The following is a 19,155-nucleotide window of genomic DNA, read 5'->3' as shown; positions in this document are numbered from 1 at the left end:
TTCTGTTCAGAGCTTAAGCCATTTTATCCACTGGCATAGCCAGTGGTTTTCAATACAATAAAAAAATAGCATCTAGAATTAACTAGGTGCTATTTCTTTTCATGTGATTTTTTAGGTTTATTTGTGAATATAAATACAAAAGCTTATTATGTATCTATAAATAAATTATAAGTTCCAATATTAAAGTTTTCAATATCACTTGCTTTTTTTCACTGTGACAGTTTTAGCTAAAATAAAAAAAGTCTAGTAATCAAGATTTTTCCATAATATTTCCTGCTAACTTTTAATTCTCGTTCTTTAGTTTCTTATTAATTTTCATTACTTTAGAACTGTATTCTTCTACTTTAAATATTGAAATTAATATACGCATCTTCATTAAATCATGATATCATTTGAATCAGTTTAGCTACAACATTTATAATAACACTCCTATTGGTAATTCTTAAGAAAATTTTAGTAAACTAACGTTCTTTTGAAGTGCCTATTTACATATTTTATCCCTCCTTATATTATAATTGTAGTCGGCAAACCTACTATAATTTTACAATAAGGGAATTTCTACTCATCGCTAGAGGCTTTTTAGAACCACAGGTCAAACCTGTGGTATTCAAAACGCAAAAAATAACCCCTAGAAACCTAGGAGTTATCACGTTTTCAAATTCAATGCCAGTTATTCATTACATTATCCCACATCATCTTACCACATTTTGCTAATGTAACTGTTCCATAGACGCTATTAGGTATTCCCATAGATAAAACTGTAAAGCTAAAATTACCTTTAGATAATCTAATAAGTTGGGTATCATTTTCAACTCCAGCTTTATCACCTGTTTTACTAGAAATTTCATATTTTAAATCATCAGGAATATATAGTGCTAATTTATTCTTAATCTGTTGTCTCATTAATATATCAATAAGCATCTGACTATTTTCTCTATTTAAATATGTTCCATTATATAAATGCTTCCATATCTTAGATAAATCTAATGCTGAAGTAATATTTTCTATTTCATCCTTTGCATTTCTTTCATCAGTAGTCTTTCTATTTAAAACTGTGTTTCTAAGACCCATTCCTTTAATATCTTCATTAATTTTATCCATAGTCAGAATATCTATAATCTTATTAGCAGCAGTATTGTCACTCTGGATTAACATTGCAACTAATAATTCAAAGAGAGTGTATTCCCTTTCACTAAACTCGTGAATTATACCCGTACCATAAACCTTATCCTTACTCTCTATCTTTATTTTATCTAAGAAATCATGTTTCTTATCTTCTACAGCTTTTATTAATGATACTGCTATAGGCAACTTCATACAACCTGCAGCTGTAATCTGAACGTTTTCATTATACCCATAAATAAACCCGCTTTTTAAATCCTCAAAGAAAAATCCGTATGTTCCCATTCTTGATTCTAAATATTTCTTTATCTCCTTCATAATACCCTCCAGCTTTCTTTACTGTAATTATATGCCTACTAAAATTATATCATATTGTCAGAAAATTTTGAAGTCTTCATTAAAAAAATTATAATTTTATTAAAAATAGTGGTGAAGAAATATCTCCACCACCTATAATTCCCTTAATCGGCAAAAGAAATTCCTATTTTCTTAGCCATTCTAACTAATTCACCATTAGGATCAACTAGCTTTGATTTTTGACCAATAACATTTTCTAGGCTATCACTTGAGATTTTACCATCTTTTAAACAGACCATATGTCCAAATTTTTCTTCATTAATTAACTCTACAGCTCCAACTCCATATCTAGTAGAAAGTATTCTATCATATGTTGATGTTATTCCACCTCTTTGAATATGTCCAAGAACAGTGCATCTAACTTCTTTATCTGGTAATAGCTTTTCCAAATCATCAGCTAATTTATTACCAATACCTCCAAGTCTTATTGGATCTGGACTATCTGCCACTATCTTAGCTATAACTACCTCACCATCTTTAGGCTTGGCTCCTTCAGCTACAACTATTATACTAAATCTTCTTCCAGCCTCTTCTCTTTCTTTAATCTTATCAACAATTTTATTAATATCATAAGGCAATTCTGGTAAAAGAATAACATCAGCTGATCCAGCAATTCCTGACTCTAACGCTATCCATCCAGCACCTCTTCCCATTACTTCACATAGCATAACTCTATGATGAGATTCAGCAGTAGTATGAAGTCTATCTAAAGCTTCAGTTGCTACATCGATAGCTGTATTAAACCCAAAAGTTACATCTGTTGATGCTAAGTCATTATCTATCGTCTTAGGAACTCCTATTACTTTAACTCCTTTTCTTGCAAAATCCCTAGCAGAAGTTAAAGTACCATCTCCTCCTATTACAACTAATACATCTACACCTTCTTTCTTAAGATTCTCAACTGCCACATCTGAAACGTCTTTTTTAACCATAACGCCATCTTCTTCAACTAAATAATCAAATAAGTTGTCCTTATTTGAACTATATAAAATAGTTCCTCCTCTATGAAGGATTCCTGATACGCTATCTAATGTTAGAGGTACGAAATCATTATTATATAATCCCCTATAACCAAATTTGTAGCCTATTACTTTCATTCCATAGTTCAATATTGCTGTTCTAGTTACGGCTCTAATAACTGCATTTAATCCTGGACAATCTCCACCACCTGTTAGTAATGCTATTTTTTTTATTTGTTGTGACATAAAAATTCCCCCTACCCACTACGTTAGTTTTTAGAATTGATTATACTTTTGAAATTTTCTGTCAATTGCTCGTAAAAAAAATCTAATTTTGCAATTGTTTTCAAAATGTTATTTCACTTTTCTTATTTAATGATATCATAAAGATTTTGTACTGGAAAGTATATTATTTTATATTTTAAAGAAAATTTTCATTTTATTACTTATTTAAAATAATTTAAAATAATTTATTACAAATCCTTGATACATAGTATTAAATACCTTATAATGTATTTAATACTATTGTTTTAGGAGGGATATCTTGATCAATTATAAAAAAGAATTTATGAAACTAGAAGAAGAAAAAAATACTTTAAGAAAACTACAATCTAAGTTTTCCAATTTAGAAGAAGAAATATCTATTACAAAAGGTAAATATAACAATTTAAAAGCTAGTCTAGCTAACGAGAAAAAAGATGTTGATAAGCTAGAGTCTATTAGCTTATCATATATTCTTCATAAACTTAAGGGAAATATGGATGAAAAGCTTACTAAAGAGAAATATGAATACTTAGAGGCACAAGCTAAATTTATTGAGGTAGAGGATTATTTAAATAGGCTTATTTCTAATAAAGAATCTTTAAATAAGGAAATATGTGATATTGGTAATATTCAGAAAAAATGCAATGAATTATTAGAAAAAGCTTCTGATTATATATCTAGGCTTAATAATGAACAAAGCCAAGAAGTTACTAGGTTACAACATAAGATACAAAAGCTTCATTTAGAAAAAAAAGAAGTTGAAGAAGCAATAAATGAAGGTGAAAATCTTCTACCTACTATAGATAATGCCCTTTCAAGTTTAAATAGTGCTGAAAACTGGGGAATCTATGATATGATTGGCGGAGGCTTTTTTGCTACTATGGGAAAAAGATCTAATATGAATGATGCTGCTGATTCCATTAATTCTATAAAAGTAATTCTAAATAGATATAATGCGGAATTAAATGATTTAAGTACTAATATAAATATATCTTTAGACTTAGATGGTTTCTCTGGGGCTATGGATTATTTGTTTGATAACTTCTTCACTGACTATATTATTCAAAACAAAATAGAATCTGCTCTCCGTTCTGCTAAGGTATTAAAATATAAAGTTATAGAAATACAAAAGAATTTAAAATCTCAATTAGTAAATTTAGACTTCTCAATTAATTCACTAAAGAAAGATCTTGAAGAAGCAATAGTAAGTGCTAAAGCACAATCTAATATTAATAATGAAGAATGAAGAATTAATGAAAAAAACTCCTTACGGAGTTTCGCAAAACAATCATTTTTAAGTAACTCTTTAAGAATTACATTAATAATTTTTAATTTCTAATTTTAAATTATTATAAGGGGCTGTTTGTTAAACAGCCCCTATCTACAGTATTTATAAAGTTATTTAATAATTTTACTTACTAAATTCTCATTTTTAATTTTTATTTTCTACATTGTTAAAGTTACTATTCCTGCTAAAGATAAAGCAAATAATACTATACCAGCAATTACTCTATATATAGCAAATATTCTCATAGGTTTCTTCTTTAAGTAACTTACAAACATATCCATTACTATTAGCGATACTATAAATGCTACTATAAATCCAACTATTAAAGCTACTATATATGTAGAATTCATTATAGAATAGTCAAAGTTAAATAAATCCATAGCTGAAGAACCAACCATAGCTGGAACTGCTAAAAAGAATGAAAACTCTGCTGCTACTGGAGTTGAAAGTCCAGCAACCCAACCTCCCATTATAGTAGATGCACTTCTTGACATTCCTGGCCACATAGATAAAACTTGGAATAATCCAACCTTTAATGATTGCATTGGAGTTAAGTCAAAAACATCTACAGTTGGTGTTTTTCCTCTCTTAGATGTCTTGTTTCTAAATAAGTTTTCCATAATAATTAATAATATACCACCAACTATAAAACCAACTATAACTGCTGAAGGCTTAAATAAACCTTTAATTTTATCATATAAAGTTAATCCTATTATTAATGCTGGTATTGATGCAATAATTACGTTTATACCAAATTGAAAACCTTTCTTTCCTTTCTTTCCACCTGAAAAGATAAAAGTAAAGAAATCTACAACAGCTCCCCATAATTTATTCCAATATAATACCACTACTGCAAGTATTGCTCCAAGTTGAATTACAACTTCAAACATCGCAGCAAATTCCTCAGCACCTGCTGTCCCCGATCTGAATCCAATAAGACTACCAACTAGAATCATATGTCCAGTAGATGATACAGGTACGAACTCTGTTAGTCCTTCTACTATTGCTATTATTATAGCCTTAAAGATATAGATAAAATCTAAACCCATTATTTTCCCTCCTTAAAACTTCCTATATTACAACAATTTTTATTATAACTGTATTACTATTTACTGTCTATTACCTAAAATATTAAGATTTTCTTATTAATTTTTTATTTCTATAGAGGTTACTGTATTTTCTCCATCTAAAGAAAGGGAAATAATATTATCTCCTTCATTAAATAATATATCTGTATACATATTAACTTTTCTATATTCATTATTATTCTCTTTTAAGTAATACTCTTCTAGAATTTTTCCGTCCTTAAAAGCTCCAACAATAAAGCTTTGTTTTTTATTATCCTTATCTTCGGTCTTTTCTTGTTTCTTCATTAATATTAAATAAGCTTTTTCATCCTTTGATACTGTACTATCAATAGGATTTTTATTAATTAAATCTTTATTCTCTGTAAATATAGTTGGACCTATATAATTCCCTTTAAATTTTAGAGCTATAGATTCCTTATCTTTAATATAAGTTATATAACTATTACTTCTTTTCATATCAGTAGTATTATCAATGTTAATTGTATATGTATATAATGTTTTCTTTAGCATTGGAATATAATCACTTCTATTACTGCTTCCTGTATAATTATAATTTCTTATATCATTTTCTAAAACTTCCATAGCACTACAAGGGAACCCCTCATTGTCAAAGTATCCCTTATCTATAAAGTCTATCATAACCCACTTATTATATTCCTTACTCCAATATTCAACAACATAATATGATTTTTCTTTATTATAGCCTACATTCATTCTTTTAAATTCACCAACTCTTGCTGTATACCCTAAACTTTCTAGAAAATCTCTATATATTATTCCAAGGTCTTTTGCTGATACCTTTTTTTCACCTGTTTTTTCTTTAAGAATATCGAAGCCATTAATTCTGCTTGTACTAGGTACATCATCAAATGTAATAATACTTCCTAAATATTCTGCAACCCTAATTGCTTTATTAAGTTGTCCATCTACGCCTTTAATTTTTTCTTCTAAATTATAATTATCTTTTAGCACTTTTATCTTTTCATCACTAGAATTGCTATAGAAAAACTCTATACCATCTTCATTATATATATTGTCCCAATTTTTAATAGCTAAATCATTAGTAAACTTACCATTAAATGTATAGATAAATGCTAAAGAACAAATCATAATTACAATTCCAGCAATAAGAATTCTCTTAAATATCCTCATATAAACTCCCCCTATATACATAGTATTAAAATAGTGTTGTAGCAAAATAAAAAATTAATAATGAAAAATGAAAAATTAATGAAAAAACTCCCGAAGGAGTTTTTAAAAGATATTAATTTTAGTAATTCTATAAGAATTACATAAATAATTCTTAATTTTTAATTTTCAATTTGAGCTATTTTTGTGACAGCCCCTTAAATAACAATATTAATTATTTTATTTATAAATTCATCTTTATGCGATTTTAAAAGATTAGATTAATACTAGCTGTATCGAAGTCTTTTGTTTCATCTTCTAAAAATTCGTCATAAAGCTTCTTTGCTTTATTATAGTTGCTTATCAACTTTTCTTTAATAGATTCATCTAATGAAACAGGCATATCTTCATAAGCAGACTTAATATTATCAAAGCCTCTTGCAATATCATTTTCAACATTCATATAATACCATCCTGCATTATTTAAAGCTATAGAATCTTTTTCATTCATTGAGTAAGCTTTTCTAACTAGTTCTATTCCCTCATCAAAATTTGAATTGTTAAGGTGTATAGTACCTAATATTCTATAATAATCTGAATTATTTTCATCTAGTTTTATTGCTTCTTCTAAATATGGAATTGCTTCATCATACTTTTCATTTTTAATCTTAAAGTCAAAAATCTTCTTATATAAACTACTATCTTCTTTTTTTATTTCTAATAATAATTCATAGTATTTCATACCTTTATCATTATTTAATTGATAATTAGTATAATAATCTGCAATACTCATTATTAACTTATAATTAAATGGATCCTTTTGAAGGGCTGTTCTATAATAAACCTCTATTGGTTCAAATTTCCCCATTTCAATTTGAAGTCTAGGAATTAAACTTCCATAAGTATTTGAATATTTAGAATCAGCAAGTAATGCTTTTTTTGCATATGTTAGTGCTTCTTCTAACTTATTATTATATTCACTCTTTAGAGATAATAAATAATATGTTGTATATGACTCTTTATTCCATGCCTTTGCATTCTTTACAGCTTCAGATATATAATTTTCTGCTTCAGCCTTTTCTCCAAGATTATTATAAGCTTCAAAATTAACTAAATCTACACCTATATTAACTATGCCATCTTCTTCTAACTCCTTAGTTAATTCAACAGCTTTTTCAGATGTACTTTTTGATATAGCATATGTCTTTGCTAATAGTGTCTTATATGCATTATCTTCAGTATCATTAACTTTTTCTTCTAACTTTTTAGTTAATTTTTCACCATCATAAACGTAAATATTATTTATAACATCATAAATCTTAAGTTCATTTTTATCTATTTCCATAGCAGATTTTAAAAGTTCTAATCCTTTATCCCATCTATCTAACATTATATTCATATTAGCAACTACTGCTGTGTCATAAGCAGATTTATCATCTAATGGATATTTGTCTATTAATTCTTCTGCTTTATATGTATATCCTTTAACTAAGTAAGCTTGGAATAATATATTTAACGTATCTTTATTACTACCATAATCACTTATATATTTTTCTCCAAAAGTTATAGCTTCATCATATTCACCATTTGAGACAAATGTAAATAGCATAGAATTAGTTAATTCAATGTCTTTTTCCTTATACTTAGCATAACCTTCTTCTTTTATTATTTTATCTCTAATAACTATTATTTCCTTTAAAAGAGAGTTTGATTTCTTTGCTTCACCTTTTAATGAATAAATATCAGCAACTTTAGCATTCCATATTGGCCAAGCTTCTTTACTTTGTAGAACTTTGTACTCTTCAATAGCTTCATCATACTTATTTTCATAAGCTAAAATTTCAGCAGTATTATTAGTAATTTCAACTTGCTCTATAGTGGTTGCACCTCTAATAACTAGTACCATAAATAATATTAATAAACATGATGTACCAATTATTACTATAGGTTCTGTATATTTGTTCTTTTCATTGGCTTTTTTATATTTTGTAGCTACTTTATTACATGCCCTTTTTATAAATCTAAAAAATGACATAAAACCTCCTGATACCTTTTCAATAAACGGTTTCAACGGTTTCAATATAGCAGAAAAAAGTGATTTAGTCTCCTTCATTTCTACCTCCACAAATTAAGATTATCTTAGTGTTTTATGATATTATCAATTTTATCAAAGTTTTTTAGTATTTACAATTAAATATTAAAATTTGTAAATATAAATTTATAAATTAGAGTTTAAAATAACCCCAATTTATAATTACTATTTAAATGTCATAATTCATAAATACTTTAATCTATATTAATAATTTATGTAGTTTTCTTAGATAAATTTAGTTAAAATGTAATATATTGCTGGTGCTAAAAATACAGTCATAACTCCTGCTATTCCTATTGATAAGGAACTCATTGCTCCTTCTGTTTCACCTAATTCAAAAGCCTTCGTAGTTCCAACAGCATGAGATGCTGTTCCTAATGCAATACCAACTGCAACCCTATCATTTATTCTAAATATCTTACATATTAATGGTCCTATAACAGCTCCTATTATTCCTGAAACAACTATAGCCAATACGGTAACTGGTGCTAACCCACCTAACTGATTAGTTATTTCAATTCCTATTGGTGTTGTAACAGACTTTGAAACTAAGGACATTGTTAATACATCTTCCATACCTAAAATATTTCCTATCCATACTACTGAAGAAATACTTACTGCGCTTCCAATTAAAATCCCTATTATTATAGGAAGTAAATACTTTTCCAAAAGCTTAAGTTGTTTATATAAAGGAACTGCTAAAACAACAGTCGCAGGTCCAAGGAACATATTAATAAACTCCCCACCACGATTATAGTCCTCTACATTTACATCAAAAATTATTAAGAATCCAATTACTAAAATAATTGCAATTAAAAGTGGATTAAATACAGGGATTTTAGTTTTCTTATAAATAAACAATCCAATTTCAAAGGCTAGTAAAGAAATAACTACTCCAAATAAAATATTTTCTGTTAATAAACTCATTTCTATCCTACTTCCCTTCTTACTTTCCTTTTTTAACCTTAATAACTAACTGTACTATAGTCCCCGTTACTACTATTACTATTGCTGTGGTCACAATACATAATACTAAAATTGGTATAAGGTTAGCCTTAATTAAGTCAAAGGATGAAATTAATCCAACACCTGCAGGTATAAAGAAGAAAGCTAAGTGATCTAGAAAGAAATTTGATACACTTTCTATTTTTTCTACTTTAATAACTTTAGTCATTAATAATAATAATAAAATTAGCATTCCTAAGATATTTCCTGGTAAAGGAAGTGAAAATCCTTTTGAAATAACTTCTCCAATTAAATATATTCCGAGGATTAATAGTGCCTCTCTAAAAATTTTCATTTTATTATCCTCCTTACTATCTAAATTATAATTTATCACTAATAAAAAGATATGTAAATCCATTAAACCTTTTCAAAATTAATTATATTTTTCAATTATATATTTACAATAAATATATAAGAAAAAAATATAGGATATAGTAGTAATTTATACTACCTATCCTATATCTATATTAATACTATATCTAAGAATCCTTAAGTTTTTTTTCATTTAATATAACAACTTTATTTCTGCCACTATTTTTAGCTTCATATAAAGCAATATCAGCATCTTTAATTAAATTATCTGTTTTATTTGTCAGTTCAGGGTATGATGATATTCCAATGGAAATTGTTATTTTAATAGCTTTATTCTCTGAAATATAAAAATCAGTATTTTCAGTCTTCTTTCTTATTTTTTCTGCAATTTTAAAAGCTTTGAACTTTGGGCAATTTAATAATAAAACAGAGAACTCTTCTCCTCCCATTCTAGATATCACATCATAATCTCTACATATGTCAAGAAAAATCCTTGCTAACTCTTTTAGAATGGTATCGCCTGCATCATGACCATATGTGTCATTTATATTTTTAAAATAATCAACATCTATAAGTAATGCAGATAATTCCTCTCCTCTACGAATAGTCAGATTAGAAACTCTATTAAAACTATCATTAAATTCTCTTACATTATTCAACCCCGTTAAATAATCTTTTGAAGCTTCTTTCTTTAGCTTTTGATAAATTTCAATTATTTCAATTATATAGTCCGTATATTTAATAGAAAAATACGAAACAATTGAATATCCAACTATTATCATTATCAAAGATTTAAAAATCAATATAAAGTCTTCTAATACGATAGCTAATGAAGCTATCGATACCACACTAACTATAATAATACTGTAAATATATTTAGTTCTTTTTGATACTTTTAATGAAGAAATAAATCCAAATCCAATTCCTATCACCAATGCTGCTATTAATCCAATTATAGAAGAAGTAGAAACTCCAAAAAATAAAAAACGAAAAATACCTATTATTATTGAAGAAATAACTGAAGGTAAATATCCACAATAAAGGGCACTTAACAAAATTGGTACATATCTAAAATCAATAATCACTTCATCCGTAACTGGAACGGTATTGATCATTAATATTACACCTAATATAGCGCTATAAATTCCAACTATAATCCTTTTGTTTATTGACAAGTTCTCAAAAATATTCTTATCCCTAGCAAAATGCTGGATTATACTTAAAAATGTAATGAGAATACATGCATTTTGAAAAAAACTTAATACCATTCTCTTCTCCTATTATTTTAGTGATTGATTCATTTCTATATTTTTTTAAGTATTTATATCTTTTCCGTTATAGTTATAAATTATCTATACATTTATGTCAAACCAGATTTATACATTAAAATTAAATCTTTTCCGTTATAATCTAGTATTATTTAACAAAATATGATAGGAAGTCATATTATAAAACATGGACTAAATGATATGGAGGTTCAAATGAAAAGCAAATTAATAAAAATTGCTTCTATTATAGCTTTAATTGGTGTAACAACCTTAAGCTTTATTGCCTGCGGTAAACCAACAAAAGAGGAACCTAAAGAATTAACAAAAATAAGATTAAACGAAGTAGTAAGATCAGTATTCTATGCTCCTATGTATGTTGCAATAAATGAAGGATTCTTTGAAGAAGAAGGCCTTGAAATTGATTTATCCACTGGACAAGGTGCTGATAAAACAATGCAACAAGTTTTAAGTAAAAATGCTGACATTGGTTTTTCTGGTCCTGAGCAAACTATATACATTAACAATCAAGGTAGAGAGGATTATCCAATTCTTTTTGCTCAATTAACTCAAACTGATGGTTCCTTCTTAGTAGGAAGAGAAGCTAAAGATGATTTTAAGTGGACAGATTTAAAAGGTGCAGAAATTATTGGTGGAAGACCTGGTGGAGTTCCACAAATGGCTTTTGAATATGCTTTGAAGTTAAATGGATTAGATCCCAAAACAGATGTTAACCTAGTAACTAATATAGACTATACTGCTACTTCAGGTGCCTTTAAAGCAGGAACTGGTGAGTACGTAACATTATTTGAACCTACAGCTTCCATGCTTGAAAAAGAAGGAAGTGGAAAAATAGTAGCTTCTATTGGTGAATCTGTTGGTAATATAGCTTATACAGGGTTTTATTCAACTAAATCTTATATGGATGAAAACCCTGAAATAATTCAACACTTCACTAATGCCATTTATAAAGGACAAAAATGGGTAGAGTCACATAGTGATGAAGATGTGGCTGATTCTATATCATCTTTCTTCCCTGGAACTGATAGAGACATTATTATTTCTGTAGTTAAGAACTATAGATCAATCGATGCGATTGCTACAAAACCAACTATTGAAGAAGAAGACTTAAATAGATTAATGGATGTTATTGAAAGTTATGACAAAACATTATTACCAAATAGACCTTCCTTTGAAAAAATAGTTAATAATGATTTTGCTAAAAAAGCAATGGAATCCAAATAAGTTTATCTCTATGGGGCTGTCACTGGGCAGCCCCAACTTAAAAATCAAAACTTTTATCAATTATAAAGTAATTTACTTTAATAAAAATAATTTATTAAGCCCTACTTTAAAAAGCAAAGATATAAATTCATACCTGTATTATCCTCCTAACTATAATTAAGAGTTTACATAACGAAAGGAGGTAATATTTTGAGCTTAATTGAAGTATCAAATGTAAGTTTAACTTACCATTCACTAAAAGCAGAAACAAAAGCAATCGAAAACTTAAATTTTTCAATAAAAGAAGGAGAATTTATAAGTATAATTGGTCCTTCTGGCTGTGGAAAATCAACACTTTTAAATATAATAAGTGGTCTTCTTAAGCCTTCAAAGGGCGAAATACTATATAATGATAATACAGTTAAAAATAGATTAGACAAAATGGGTTACATGTTTCAAAAGGATTATTTATTTGAATGGTTATCTGTGAGAAGTAATGTATTATTAGGTTTAAGGATTAAAAAAATTGATACTAAAGATAATATTTCTAGTGCCGATAATCTACTAAAAAACTATCAGCTAGATAGATTTGTAAACCATAAACCTACTGAATTATCAGGTGGTATGAGGCAAAGAGTTGCATTAATAAGAACTTTAGCCCTAAATCCAGAGGTTTTGTTATTAGATGAACCCTTCTCCGCTCTAGACTATCAAACTAGATTAAAGGTCTGTGATGATGTTAAGGGAATAATAAAAAAGGAAGGTAAAACAGCTATAATGGTTACCCATGATTTAGGTGAAGCCATTGCTACTTCTGACAGAATAATAGTATTAACGAAGAGACCCGCAACATTAAAGCTAGATGTAAAAATAGAATTTATGAATAAAGATGCTACTCCTTTCCAAAGAAGAAAAGAACCTGAGTTTAATGAATATTTTAATTTACTATGGAAGGAGCTTGATGAATTAAATGAGTAGAGAGCATTTAGAATATATAAAGAAAGTAAAAAAAGATACAATAAAAGTTGCCCTCTTTAGAGTTGGATTATTAATACTATTCATTGCTTTATGGGAAATTCTCGCTGACTTAAAAATCCTAGATGCATTTTTAACTTCAAGTCCTAGTAGAATAGTAAATTCATTAATGGACTTTATTAAAGAAGGAACTTTATTAAAACACATATTAATAACCTGCTATGAAACTATTCTAGGTTTTACTTTAGGAACCTTCCTGGGAGCTTTAATTGCTATTATTTTATGGTCCTTCCCTTTTGTTTCAAGAGTTTTGGAGCCTTATTTAGTAGTTCTAAATGCTCTTCCAAAAGTTGCTCTTGCCCCAATAATTATCTTCTGGGCAGGTAATGGAATAACTGCAATTATAACTATAGCGCTATTAATATCTATCGTTACAACAATAATTACTGTATTAACAGGATTTAATGAAGTAGATAAGGGTAAACTTAAGCTTATGGAAACCTTAAAAGCATCTAAATTCCAAACCTTAAGATACTTAGTGATTCCTGCTAATATTCAAGTGATAATTTCAGCCTTAAAAATAAATGTAGGTTTGTCTTGGGTAGGTGTAATTATGGGAGAATTCTTAGTGGCAAGAAGTGGACTTGGATTCTTAATAGTTTATGGTGGACAGATTTCACAATTAGATATGGTTATGATGAGTATAGTTATTCTTTCAGTAATTGCTTTTATTATGTATATAGCTGTTGCAAAATTAGAAGAAGCTTTAAAGAAGATAAATTAATTCTCAACTTTAATAAAATGAAATAATTAAAGAATGAAAAAATGTTTATAAAAATCTTTAAAGATTTTTATTAGATCATCTATAAATAAAAGAGGTTTTGCATTGCAAAACCTCTTCCTTAATTCTTTCATTTCTTAATTTTTTCATTTTAAAATGCTGCGCATTTTACTTAATAAACTCCATACTCCAGTTGAAGTATCCTGTTTCTTCATTTTTTTCATATTTAAAATATGCACTAAAAGTATTTCCCTTTTTACTTTTAAGATTTCTAAATCCTACTTTACCATTTTTAAGTAATAACTGCACCATTTCTTTAGATACTGCTTTTCCAAAGGAAGCTATATACTTATCTTCTTTCCAAATAGTATATTTACATCCATTTTTCCAGTTAGTACATCCAAAACTTTTTTCTCCTTCAACTACTGGATTACCACAAACAGGGCATTTTCCTACTTCCTCTAAACCTTCTGGTACTTCTACCTTAAACTTATGTAAAAGCGAATCATCACTTTTTATCTTTTCAACAGAATTCTTAGTGAAATCGTAAATAAGATTTAAAAAGTCAACCTTTTGATATTTACCTTTTTCTATATCTGATAATGTTTTTTCTAATCTACCTGTATATTCTAAATCTAAAAGCTCCTTAGCTGGGAAAATTTCTACTATTGTTCTGCCAAGTTCAGTTGTAATTAAACTTTTTCCTTTAGTTTGAATATATCCAATATCTTTAAGTCTTTTAATAGTTTCTGCCCTTGTTGCAGGAGTCCCTATACTAAATCCACTTAATATTGCATTCATCATTTCTTCAGTATTAGTTTCATCATCTGAACTTTCGTCTTTATCTTCTTTTTCCTTCTTAAAGTTTTTCCCACAGGTTTCCATAACTCTTAAAAGAGTTTTTTCTGTATGATGCTTAGGTGGTTTCTTCGTAACTTTATTAACTTTACTACTAGTAACATCAAGATTTTCACCTTTTTCTACTAATGGTAATATAGTATCTTTAGTATCTATCTTTTCAACTACTCTCCATCCCTTAACAATTTCAACCCTACCTTTAGCTATAAATTCTCCAGGTATCTTTTCATCATTGACCTTTATTGTTATCTTTGTTTCTTCAAATTCAGCAACAGGCATAAATTGCATTATAAATCTATTCTTTATAGCATTATATACATTTTGCTCATCAATACTTAAACCTTTTGGAATTACATATGTTGGAGTTATCGCACTATGGCTTTCTACTTTAGAGTTATCAAAAACTCTTTTTGACTTTACAAACTTAACTTGATTTTCATAAGGCAATCCCTTTTTTATATTTTCTAATACTTTTCTTGCTTTATCCTCTAAACTTTCTTCTAATACAGTACTCGCAGTTCTAGGATATGTAATAAACTTCTTTTCATAAAGACCTTGAGCAACTTTTAATACTTTATCTGAAGTCCACCCTTTATATTTGCTAGTAATATATCCTTGTAAGTTAGATAAATTAAATAGAGGCTGCGGATATTCCCTTTTCTTTTCTATTTCTTTATGAACTACTACACCACTTTTACCTGCTAAAATTTTACTAATCTCATCTAGATATTCTTTTTTCTCAAATTTTTCACTAGAATTTTCATAATAAAGTGTTTCAAATTCAATATTATCCTTAGATTTATAATTAACTGCTAATTTATAATATGAACTAGATTCAAAGTTCTCAATTTCTTTATCCCTATCATAAATAATCTTTAGTGTTGGTAATAGCACTCTTCCAATATTAATAACTTTTCTATCTTTTCCAGTTCCCCCATAACGTAATGTAGCAACTGAAGTTAAATTAATACCAATTACCCAATCTGCTAACTGTCTTCCAATCCCAGCATCCTGAAGAGGCTTCATTTCAGAATTAAGCTTTAAATTTGCCATTCCTTTTTTCACTTCTTCTTCTGTCCATTCATTAAGAAGTATTCTATATATAGGCTTCTTTACATCAAAATGAATAAACAATTCATCTGAAATAACTTGCCCTTCTCTATCATAGTCTGTTGCAGATATTATTCCATCTACATCATCTCTATCTATAAGACTCTTTATTAAATTAATTTGTTTTTCTGCACCTTTATCTACTATATTTCTATTGTAGCCATCACATTTAATCTTATATTTAAATTCATTAGGTATAAATGGAAACTTCTCCATCCTCCAACCTACCATCTTTTCATCGTAATCTTTTGCATCATATAATTGTAATAGATGACCAAATGCCCAAGTAACTAGATATTCATCCCCATCATAATATCCATCTTTTCTATTTTTTATTTTAAGAGCATCTGCTATATTTTTAGCAACAGATGGCTTTTCAGCAATTATTACTTTTTTCATTTATATCTCCTACTTTTTAAATAAAAAAGCTCTTGCACAAAAAATTTAAGTCAATTTTGTACAACAGCCCTGTTTTTACTTTCAATAACCATAGAATATTTATGGGCTTTAAAATTATATCATAATATAATTTCATAACAACCCTTACAATTATACTATATTTTTCGTTACATTTCATTATAAAACCATATAAAATAGTTTAAAAAGCTTATAAACACAATCCATGCTATATAAGGAATTAATAATGCAGAAGAAAATTTATCCACTCTAAAGAACTTATAAAAAGTTATTAAAACTGCTACTAATAATATTATTAACCAAATAAATGATAAACCATATAATCTAAAGGTGAAAAAAAGAAATGGCCAAATAAAATTAATACATAGTTGTATGAAATAAGTAAAGTACGCTCCCTTATCATCTACACCACTTTTATTCCTCATATATATTCTATAAGCTGAAACCCCCATTAAAATATATATAATTCCATATCCTACTGGAAAAATTATTACCATTTCATTTACTAATATTCCCTTAAGAGATCTATATGTATCCAATGTATTTCTATTTATATATCCTATTAATATTATTGCCAATATAGGAATCATTATATTTATTAATAATGGAATTATCTTATTAATTCTTTTATTTTCTTTCTTCACAGCATATTTTTTATCTTTTTTTAGAACTGATTTCATAACACTACTCCCTATTTAACTTATAATTGAGGACATTTTGCAGAGCAAAACTTAAGTTTAAAATGAAAAATGAAAAAAATAAAGGAATGAAAGAATTTAATTACTGAAAACGTCTCTCTTATTTTAAAATCCCCAAGGATTTTTCCCTTCACTCTTAATCATTTTACTTTGCAAAATCCACAACTTATATATATGCTTAAAACTATAGTGTTATGTTAAAAATAGATATCTGAAAATTCTATGTCTACCTTTTCTTCAAGAGGATTTATTTTCAAACCTACTGTTGATATAACCTCTTCACCTTCTATGCTTTTATCATAAGGAAATACTATCTTAAAGGTGTTTCCAAATTTTACTCCTGTGCTAATACTTATTTCTCCATTGTGGTTTTTAACTAGTCCTTTTGTTAAAAACAATCCAAGTCCACTTCCTTCTGAAGTTCTACTTAATGAAGAGTTAACCTTAGTAAATTTCTCAAATATATCTTTTCTCTTATCTTCTGGAATAGCTTCTGCATCATTAACTACCTTTATAACAATGCTACTAGAATCTTTAATATTTACAGTTACATAAATATGTCCATTATCTTTACCATATTTTAATGAATTAGATAAAATATTTAGCATTATCCTCTCAATTTGTCCCTTATCACATAAGAATTTTATTTCTTCTCTCTCAGGATCAAAAATCAAATTTATATTCCTAAGTTTCATATAATAATCACATGCTAAAACTATATTTTCAATTATTTCTACAACATTATAAATCTTCTTATCTACCTCTAAGAAACCTTCGTTTAGCTTATTACTATCTATAAAATTACTTATAGTTCTTATAAGCCTTAGGCAGTTTTGTTTTATAATCTCATTGTTCTTATTGATTTTAGTAATCTCATTATTTTTTAAATATATATCATTTAGTTGCAATGCTGAATAAATTACATTTATAGGTGTTCTAAGCTCATGAGAAATGTTTGAGTAAAATTCTTCTTTTATATTTTCATCTTTAATTTTCTTTTCAATATTAACTATCTCTTTTCTCTTCTTAATAATATCCGTAATATCATTAAATACTAATAGCTTTTTATTACCATAAATCTTTACTAAATATATTTCTAAGTTTCTTTTTTCACCATTTTCATCAGTAATATCAATTTCTGTTGTAAAGTCTTCTATTTCTTCATCTTTACAATAATTTCTTCCTGTTATTCTACCAATTATCGTACTTAATTCCATTAAATCCTTCCTTGGATACATAGATGGATCTCGCTCATAATAACATTCATCATTGTAATTAGAATAAGTTAAAAAATTATTTTCAAATAGTAGAAGTCCCTTAGAAAAAGCCTGTACTACATCGTAATATCGTTTTTCACTTTTTTCTATAAGAAGGTTTAACTCTAATAGTTCCTTTTCCCTTCTTTTTAAAGATTTATTTAAATTTCTTTTAGTCTCTTTAGCCTTATTTAAGCTTTCATAAGCATTTGAAAATGCATTATATAACAATATTTCTTCAAATTTATCATATATTAAGAAATACATTATAATCTTTGATAATCCTATTAAATATGTTAAATCTATATTTAAAACTCTAGATAAATAAACAAATATGCTACTAAGTACTATTAATAGTCCATTTATTAATATCCAAATTTTATCTCTCTTGTAATTATACTTATTATATAAAACTATAATTATAACATATAATAATATTATTATAACTTCACTAATGAATAATATAGAATAATCACTATGTGCTTTAGAAATAAGTACTAATCCTTTATTGCCACCTTTTATCCAATAATAAATAAAAGGTGTAGTGCATAAAAAGAATATAGATTGCCATAAAGGTGATTTTCCTTTCTCATAAAAAAACATACTAAGCATTATATTCATAAGTTCTCTTAAGCTTATAACCTGAGTATAAAATAATATTATTAAAATATCATTAATGCCAGTATTGAATTCTATATCTATAAACCTAACTAAAGCTATGAAAATGCTTCCAATTCCAATATGCTTTAATATTCCTAAATCTTTATTTCCAATCTTTATCATACTAATAATAAATATCATCACTGCTATAGCAAAACATATAATTTTCACTATAAACGTATACTCACTTCTCAGTTTAAATACCATACTTAGTATTGTTAATATGATAATCATAGGAATAAAAATATTAGAAGCAGAACCCTTATATCTATAACTAACCTTCTCACTAGTCATCT

The 19,155-nt window shown here is 27.3% G+C and carries 15 protein-coding genes; 4 read left to right on the top strand and 11 right to left on the bottom strand.

Going from position 1 to position 19,155, the window contains the following annotated elements:
- Nucleotides 1-660 precede the first annotated feature (660 nt).
- Both E5347_RS11420 and E5347_RS11415 read right to left on the bottom strand, forming a co-directional pair.
- Nucleotides 661-1,440, bottom strand: coding sequence for a serine hydrolase (locus E5347_RS11420; RefSeq protein WP_136007361.1), 780 nt, complete (start codon nucleotides 1,438-1,440; stop codon nucleotides 661-663).
- Nucleotides 1,441-1,583: 143 nt separating this feature from the next.
- A complete protein-coding gene (locus E5347_RS11415) occupies nucleotides 1,584-2,684 on the bottom strand; it encodes a 6-phosphofructokinase (RefSeq protein WP_136007360.1) in 1,101 nt (366 codons plus the stop codon).
- Between the two features lie 298 nt (nucleotides 2,685-2,982).
- Here E5347_RS11415 and E5347_RS11410 point away from each other — a divergent pair, with 298 nt between their 5' ends.
- On the top strand, nucleotides 2,983-3,948 hold the full coding sequence (locus E5347_RS11410) for a hypothetical protein (protein ID WP_136007359.1): 966 nt from the start codon (nucleotides 2,983-2,985) through the stop codon (nucleotides 3,946-3,948).
- Between the two features lie 200 nt (nucleotides 3,949-4,148).
- Here E5347_RS11410 and E5347_RS11405 read toward each other — a convergent pair whose 3' ends face one another.
- The 6 genes from E5347_RS11405 to E5347_RS11380 form a co-directional block, all read right to left on the bottom strand.
- Nucleotides 4,149-5,039 carry an undecaprenyl-diphosphate phosphatase gene (locus tag E5347_RS11405; protein ID WP_136007358.1) on the bottom strand — a complete coding sequence of 297 codons (891 nt, stop codon included), beginning with the start codon at nucleotides 5,037-5,039 and terminating at the stop codon, nucleotides 4,149-4,151.
- Nucleotides 5,040-5,135: 96 nt separating this feature from the next.
- Complete coding sequence (locus tag E5347_RS11400; RefSeq protein ID WP_136007357.1) at nucleotides 5,136-6,230, bottom strand: hypothetical protein; 1,095 nt, start codon at nucleotides 6,228-6,230, stop codon at nucleotides 5,136-5,138.
- Nucleotides 6,231-6,474: 244 nt separating this feature from the next.
- On the bottom strand, nucleotides 6,475-8,319 hold the full coding sequence (locus tag E5347_RS11395) for a tetratricopeptide repeat protein (protein ID WP_136007356.1): 1,845 nt from the start codon (nucleotides 8,317-8,319) through the stop codon (nucleotides 6,475-6,477).
- Between the two features lie 204 nt (nucleotides 8,320-8,523).
- Entirely contained in the window at nucleotides 8,524-9,225 is a 702-nt protein-coding gene (locus E5347_RS11390) for an LrgB family protein (protein WP_136007355.1), read from the bottom strand.
- A gap of 19 nt (nucleotides 9,226-9,244) precedes the next feature.
- The gene (locus E5347_RS11385; RefSeq protein WP_136007354.1) at nucleotides 9,245-9,598 is read right to left on the bottom strand and encodes a CidA/LrgA family protein; all 354 of its coding nucleotides are present in this window, start codon (nucleotides 9,596-9,598) and stop codon (nucleotides 9,245-9,247) included.
- Nucleotides 9,599-9,782: 184 nt separating this feature from the next.
- A complete protein-coding gene (locus tag E5347_RS11380) occupies nucleotides 9,783-10,883 on the bottom strand; it encodes a diguanylate cyclase (RefSeq protein ID WP_136007353.1) in 1,101 nt (366 codons plus the stop codon).
- 213 nt (nucleotides 10,884-11,096) lie between these two features.
- On the opposite strand from E5347_RS11380, the gene E5347_RS11375 reads away from it, so the two are divergent.
- From E5347_RS11375 to E5347_RS11365, 3 genes are all read left to right on the top strand, one after another.
- On the top strand, nucleotides 11,097-12,125 hold the full coding sequence (locus E5347_RS11375) for an ABC transporter substrate-binding protein (RefSeq protein ID WP_136007352.1): 1,029 nt from the start codon (nucleotides 11,097-11,099) through the stop codon (nucleotides 12,123-12,125).
- Between the two features lie 189 nt (nucleotides 12,126-12,314).
- Nucleotides 12,315-13,082, top strand: a complete 768-nt coding sequence (locus tag E5347_RS11370) for an ABC transporter ATP-binding protein (protein ID WP_136007351.1) — start codon at nucleotides 12,315-12,317, stop codon at nucleotides 13,080-13,082.
- Nucleotides 13,075-13,863, top strand: coding sequence for an ABC transporter permease (locus E5347_RS11365; protein WP_136007350.1), 789 nt, complete (start codon nucleotides 13,075-13,077; stop codon nucleotides 13,861-13,863). Before E5347_RS11370 ends, E5347_RS11365 begins: the two co-directional genes overlap by 8 nt.
- Before the next feature lie 165 nt (nucleotides 13,864-14,028).
- Here E5347_RS11365 and E5347_RS11360 read toward each other — a convergent pair whose 3' ends face one another.
- The 3 genes from E5347_RS11360 to E5347_RS11350 form a co-directional block, all read right to left on the bottom strand.
- Nucleotides 14,029-16,227, bottom strand: a complete 2,199-nt coding sequence (locus E5347_RS11360) for a type IA DNA topoisomerase (RefSeq protein ID WP_136007349.1) — start codon at nucleotides 16,225-16,227, stop codon at nucleotides 14,029-14,031.
- A gap of 167 nt (nucleotides 16,228-16,394) precedes the next feature.
- Nucleotides 16,395-16,925 (bottom strand): TspO/MBR family protein, encoded by a 531-nt coding sequence (locus E5347_RS11355; RefSeq protein WP_136007348.1) that lies wholly within the window; start codon nucleotides 16,923-16,925, stop codon nucleotides 16,395-16,397.
- Nucleotides 16,926-17,140: 215 nt separating this feature from the next.
- A complete protein-coding gene (locus E5347_RS11350; protein WP_136007364.1) occupies nucleotides 17,141-19,153 on the bottom strand; it encodes a sensor histidine kinase in 2,013 nt (670 codons plus the stop codon).
- Between the last annotated feature and the right edge of the window lie 2 nt (nucleotides 19,154-19,155).

This window comes from Clostridium sartagoforme (assembly GCF_004794105.1).
GTDB lineage: Bacteria > Bacillota > Clostridia > Clostridiales > Clostridiaceae > Clostridium > Clostridium sartagoforme_B.
This window is presented reverse-complemented; position numbering and strand designations above follow the sequence as displayed.

Excerpts from the sequence above, each read along its gene's own strand:
- E5347_RS11385 (WP_136007354.1), bottom strand. The coding sequence starts at position 9,598 with ATGAAAATTTTTAGAGAGGCACTATTAATCCTCGGAATATATTTAATT.
- E5347_RS11395 (WP_136007356.1), bottom strand. The coding sequence starts at position 8,319 with ATGAAGGAGACTAAATCACTTTTTTCTGCTATATTGAAACCGTTGAAA.
- E5347_RS11400 (WP_136007357.1), bottom strand. The coding sequence starts at position 6,230 with ATGAGGATATTTAAGAGAATTCTTATTGCTGGAATTGTAATTATGATT.
- E5347_RS11390 (WP_136007355.1), bottom strand. The coding sequence starts at position 9,225 with ATGAGTTTATTAACAGAAAATATTTTATTTGGAGTAGTTATTTCTTTA.
- E5347_RS11375 (WP_136007352.1), top strand. The coding sequence starts at position 11,097 with ATGAAAAGCAAATTAATAAAAATTGCTTCTATTATAGCTTTAATTGGT.
- E5347_RS11405 (WP_136007358.1), bottom strand. The coding sequence starts at position 5,039 with ATGGGTTTAGATTTTATCTATATCTTTAAGGCTATAATAATAGCAATA.
- E5347_RS11350 (WP_136007364.1), bottom strand. The coding sequence starts at position 19,153 with ATGACTAGTGAGAAGGTTAGTTATAGATATAAGGGTTCTGCTTCTAAT.
- E5347_RS11360 (WP_136007349.1), bottom strand. The coding sequence starts at position 16,227 with ATGAAAAAAGTAATAATTGCTGAAAAGCCATCTGTTGCTAAAAATATA.
- E5347_RS11365 (WP_136007350.1), top strand. The coding sequence starts at position 13,075 with ATGAGTAGAGAGCATTTAGAATATATAAAGAAAGTAAAAAAAGATACA.
- E5347_RS11355 (WP_136007348.1), bottom strand. The coding sequence starts at position 16,925 with ATGAAATCAGTTCTAAAAAAAGATAAAAAATATGCTGTGAAGAAAGAA.
- E5347_RS11415 (WP_136007360.1), bottom strand. The coding sequence starts at position 2,684 with ATGTCACAACAAATAAAAAAAATAGCATTACTAACAGGTGGTGGAGAT.
- E5347_RS11420 (WP_136007361.1), bottom strand. The coding sequence starts at position 1,440 with ATGAAGGAGATAAAGAAATATTTAGAATCAAGAATGGGAACATACGGA.
- E5347_RS11380 (WP_136007353.1), bottom strand. The coding sequence starts at position 10,883 with ATGGTATTAAGTTTTTTTCAAAATGCATGTATTCTCATTACATTTTTA.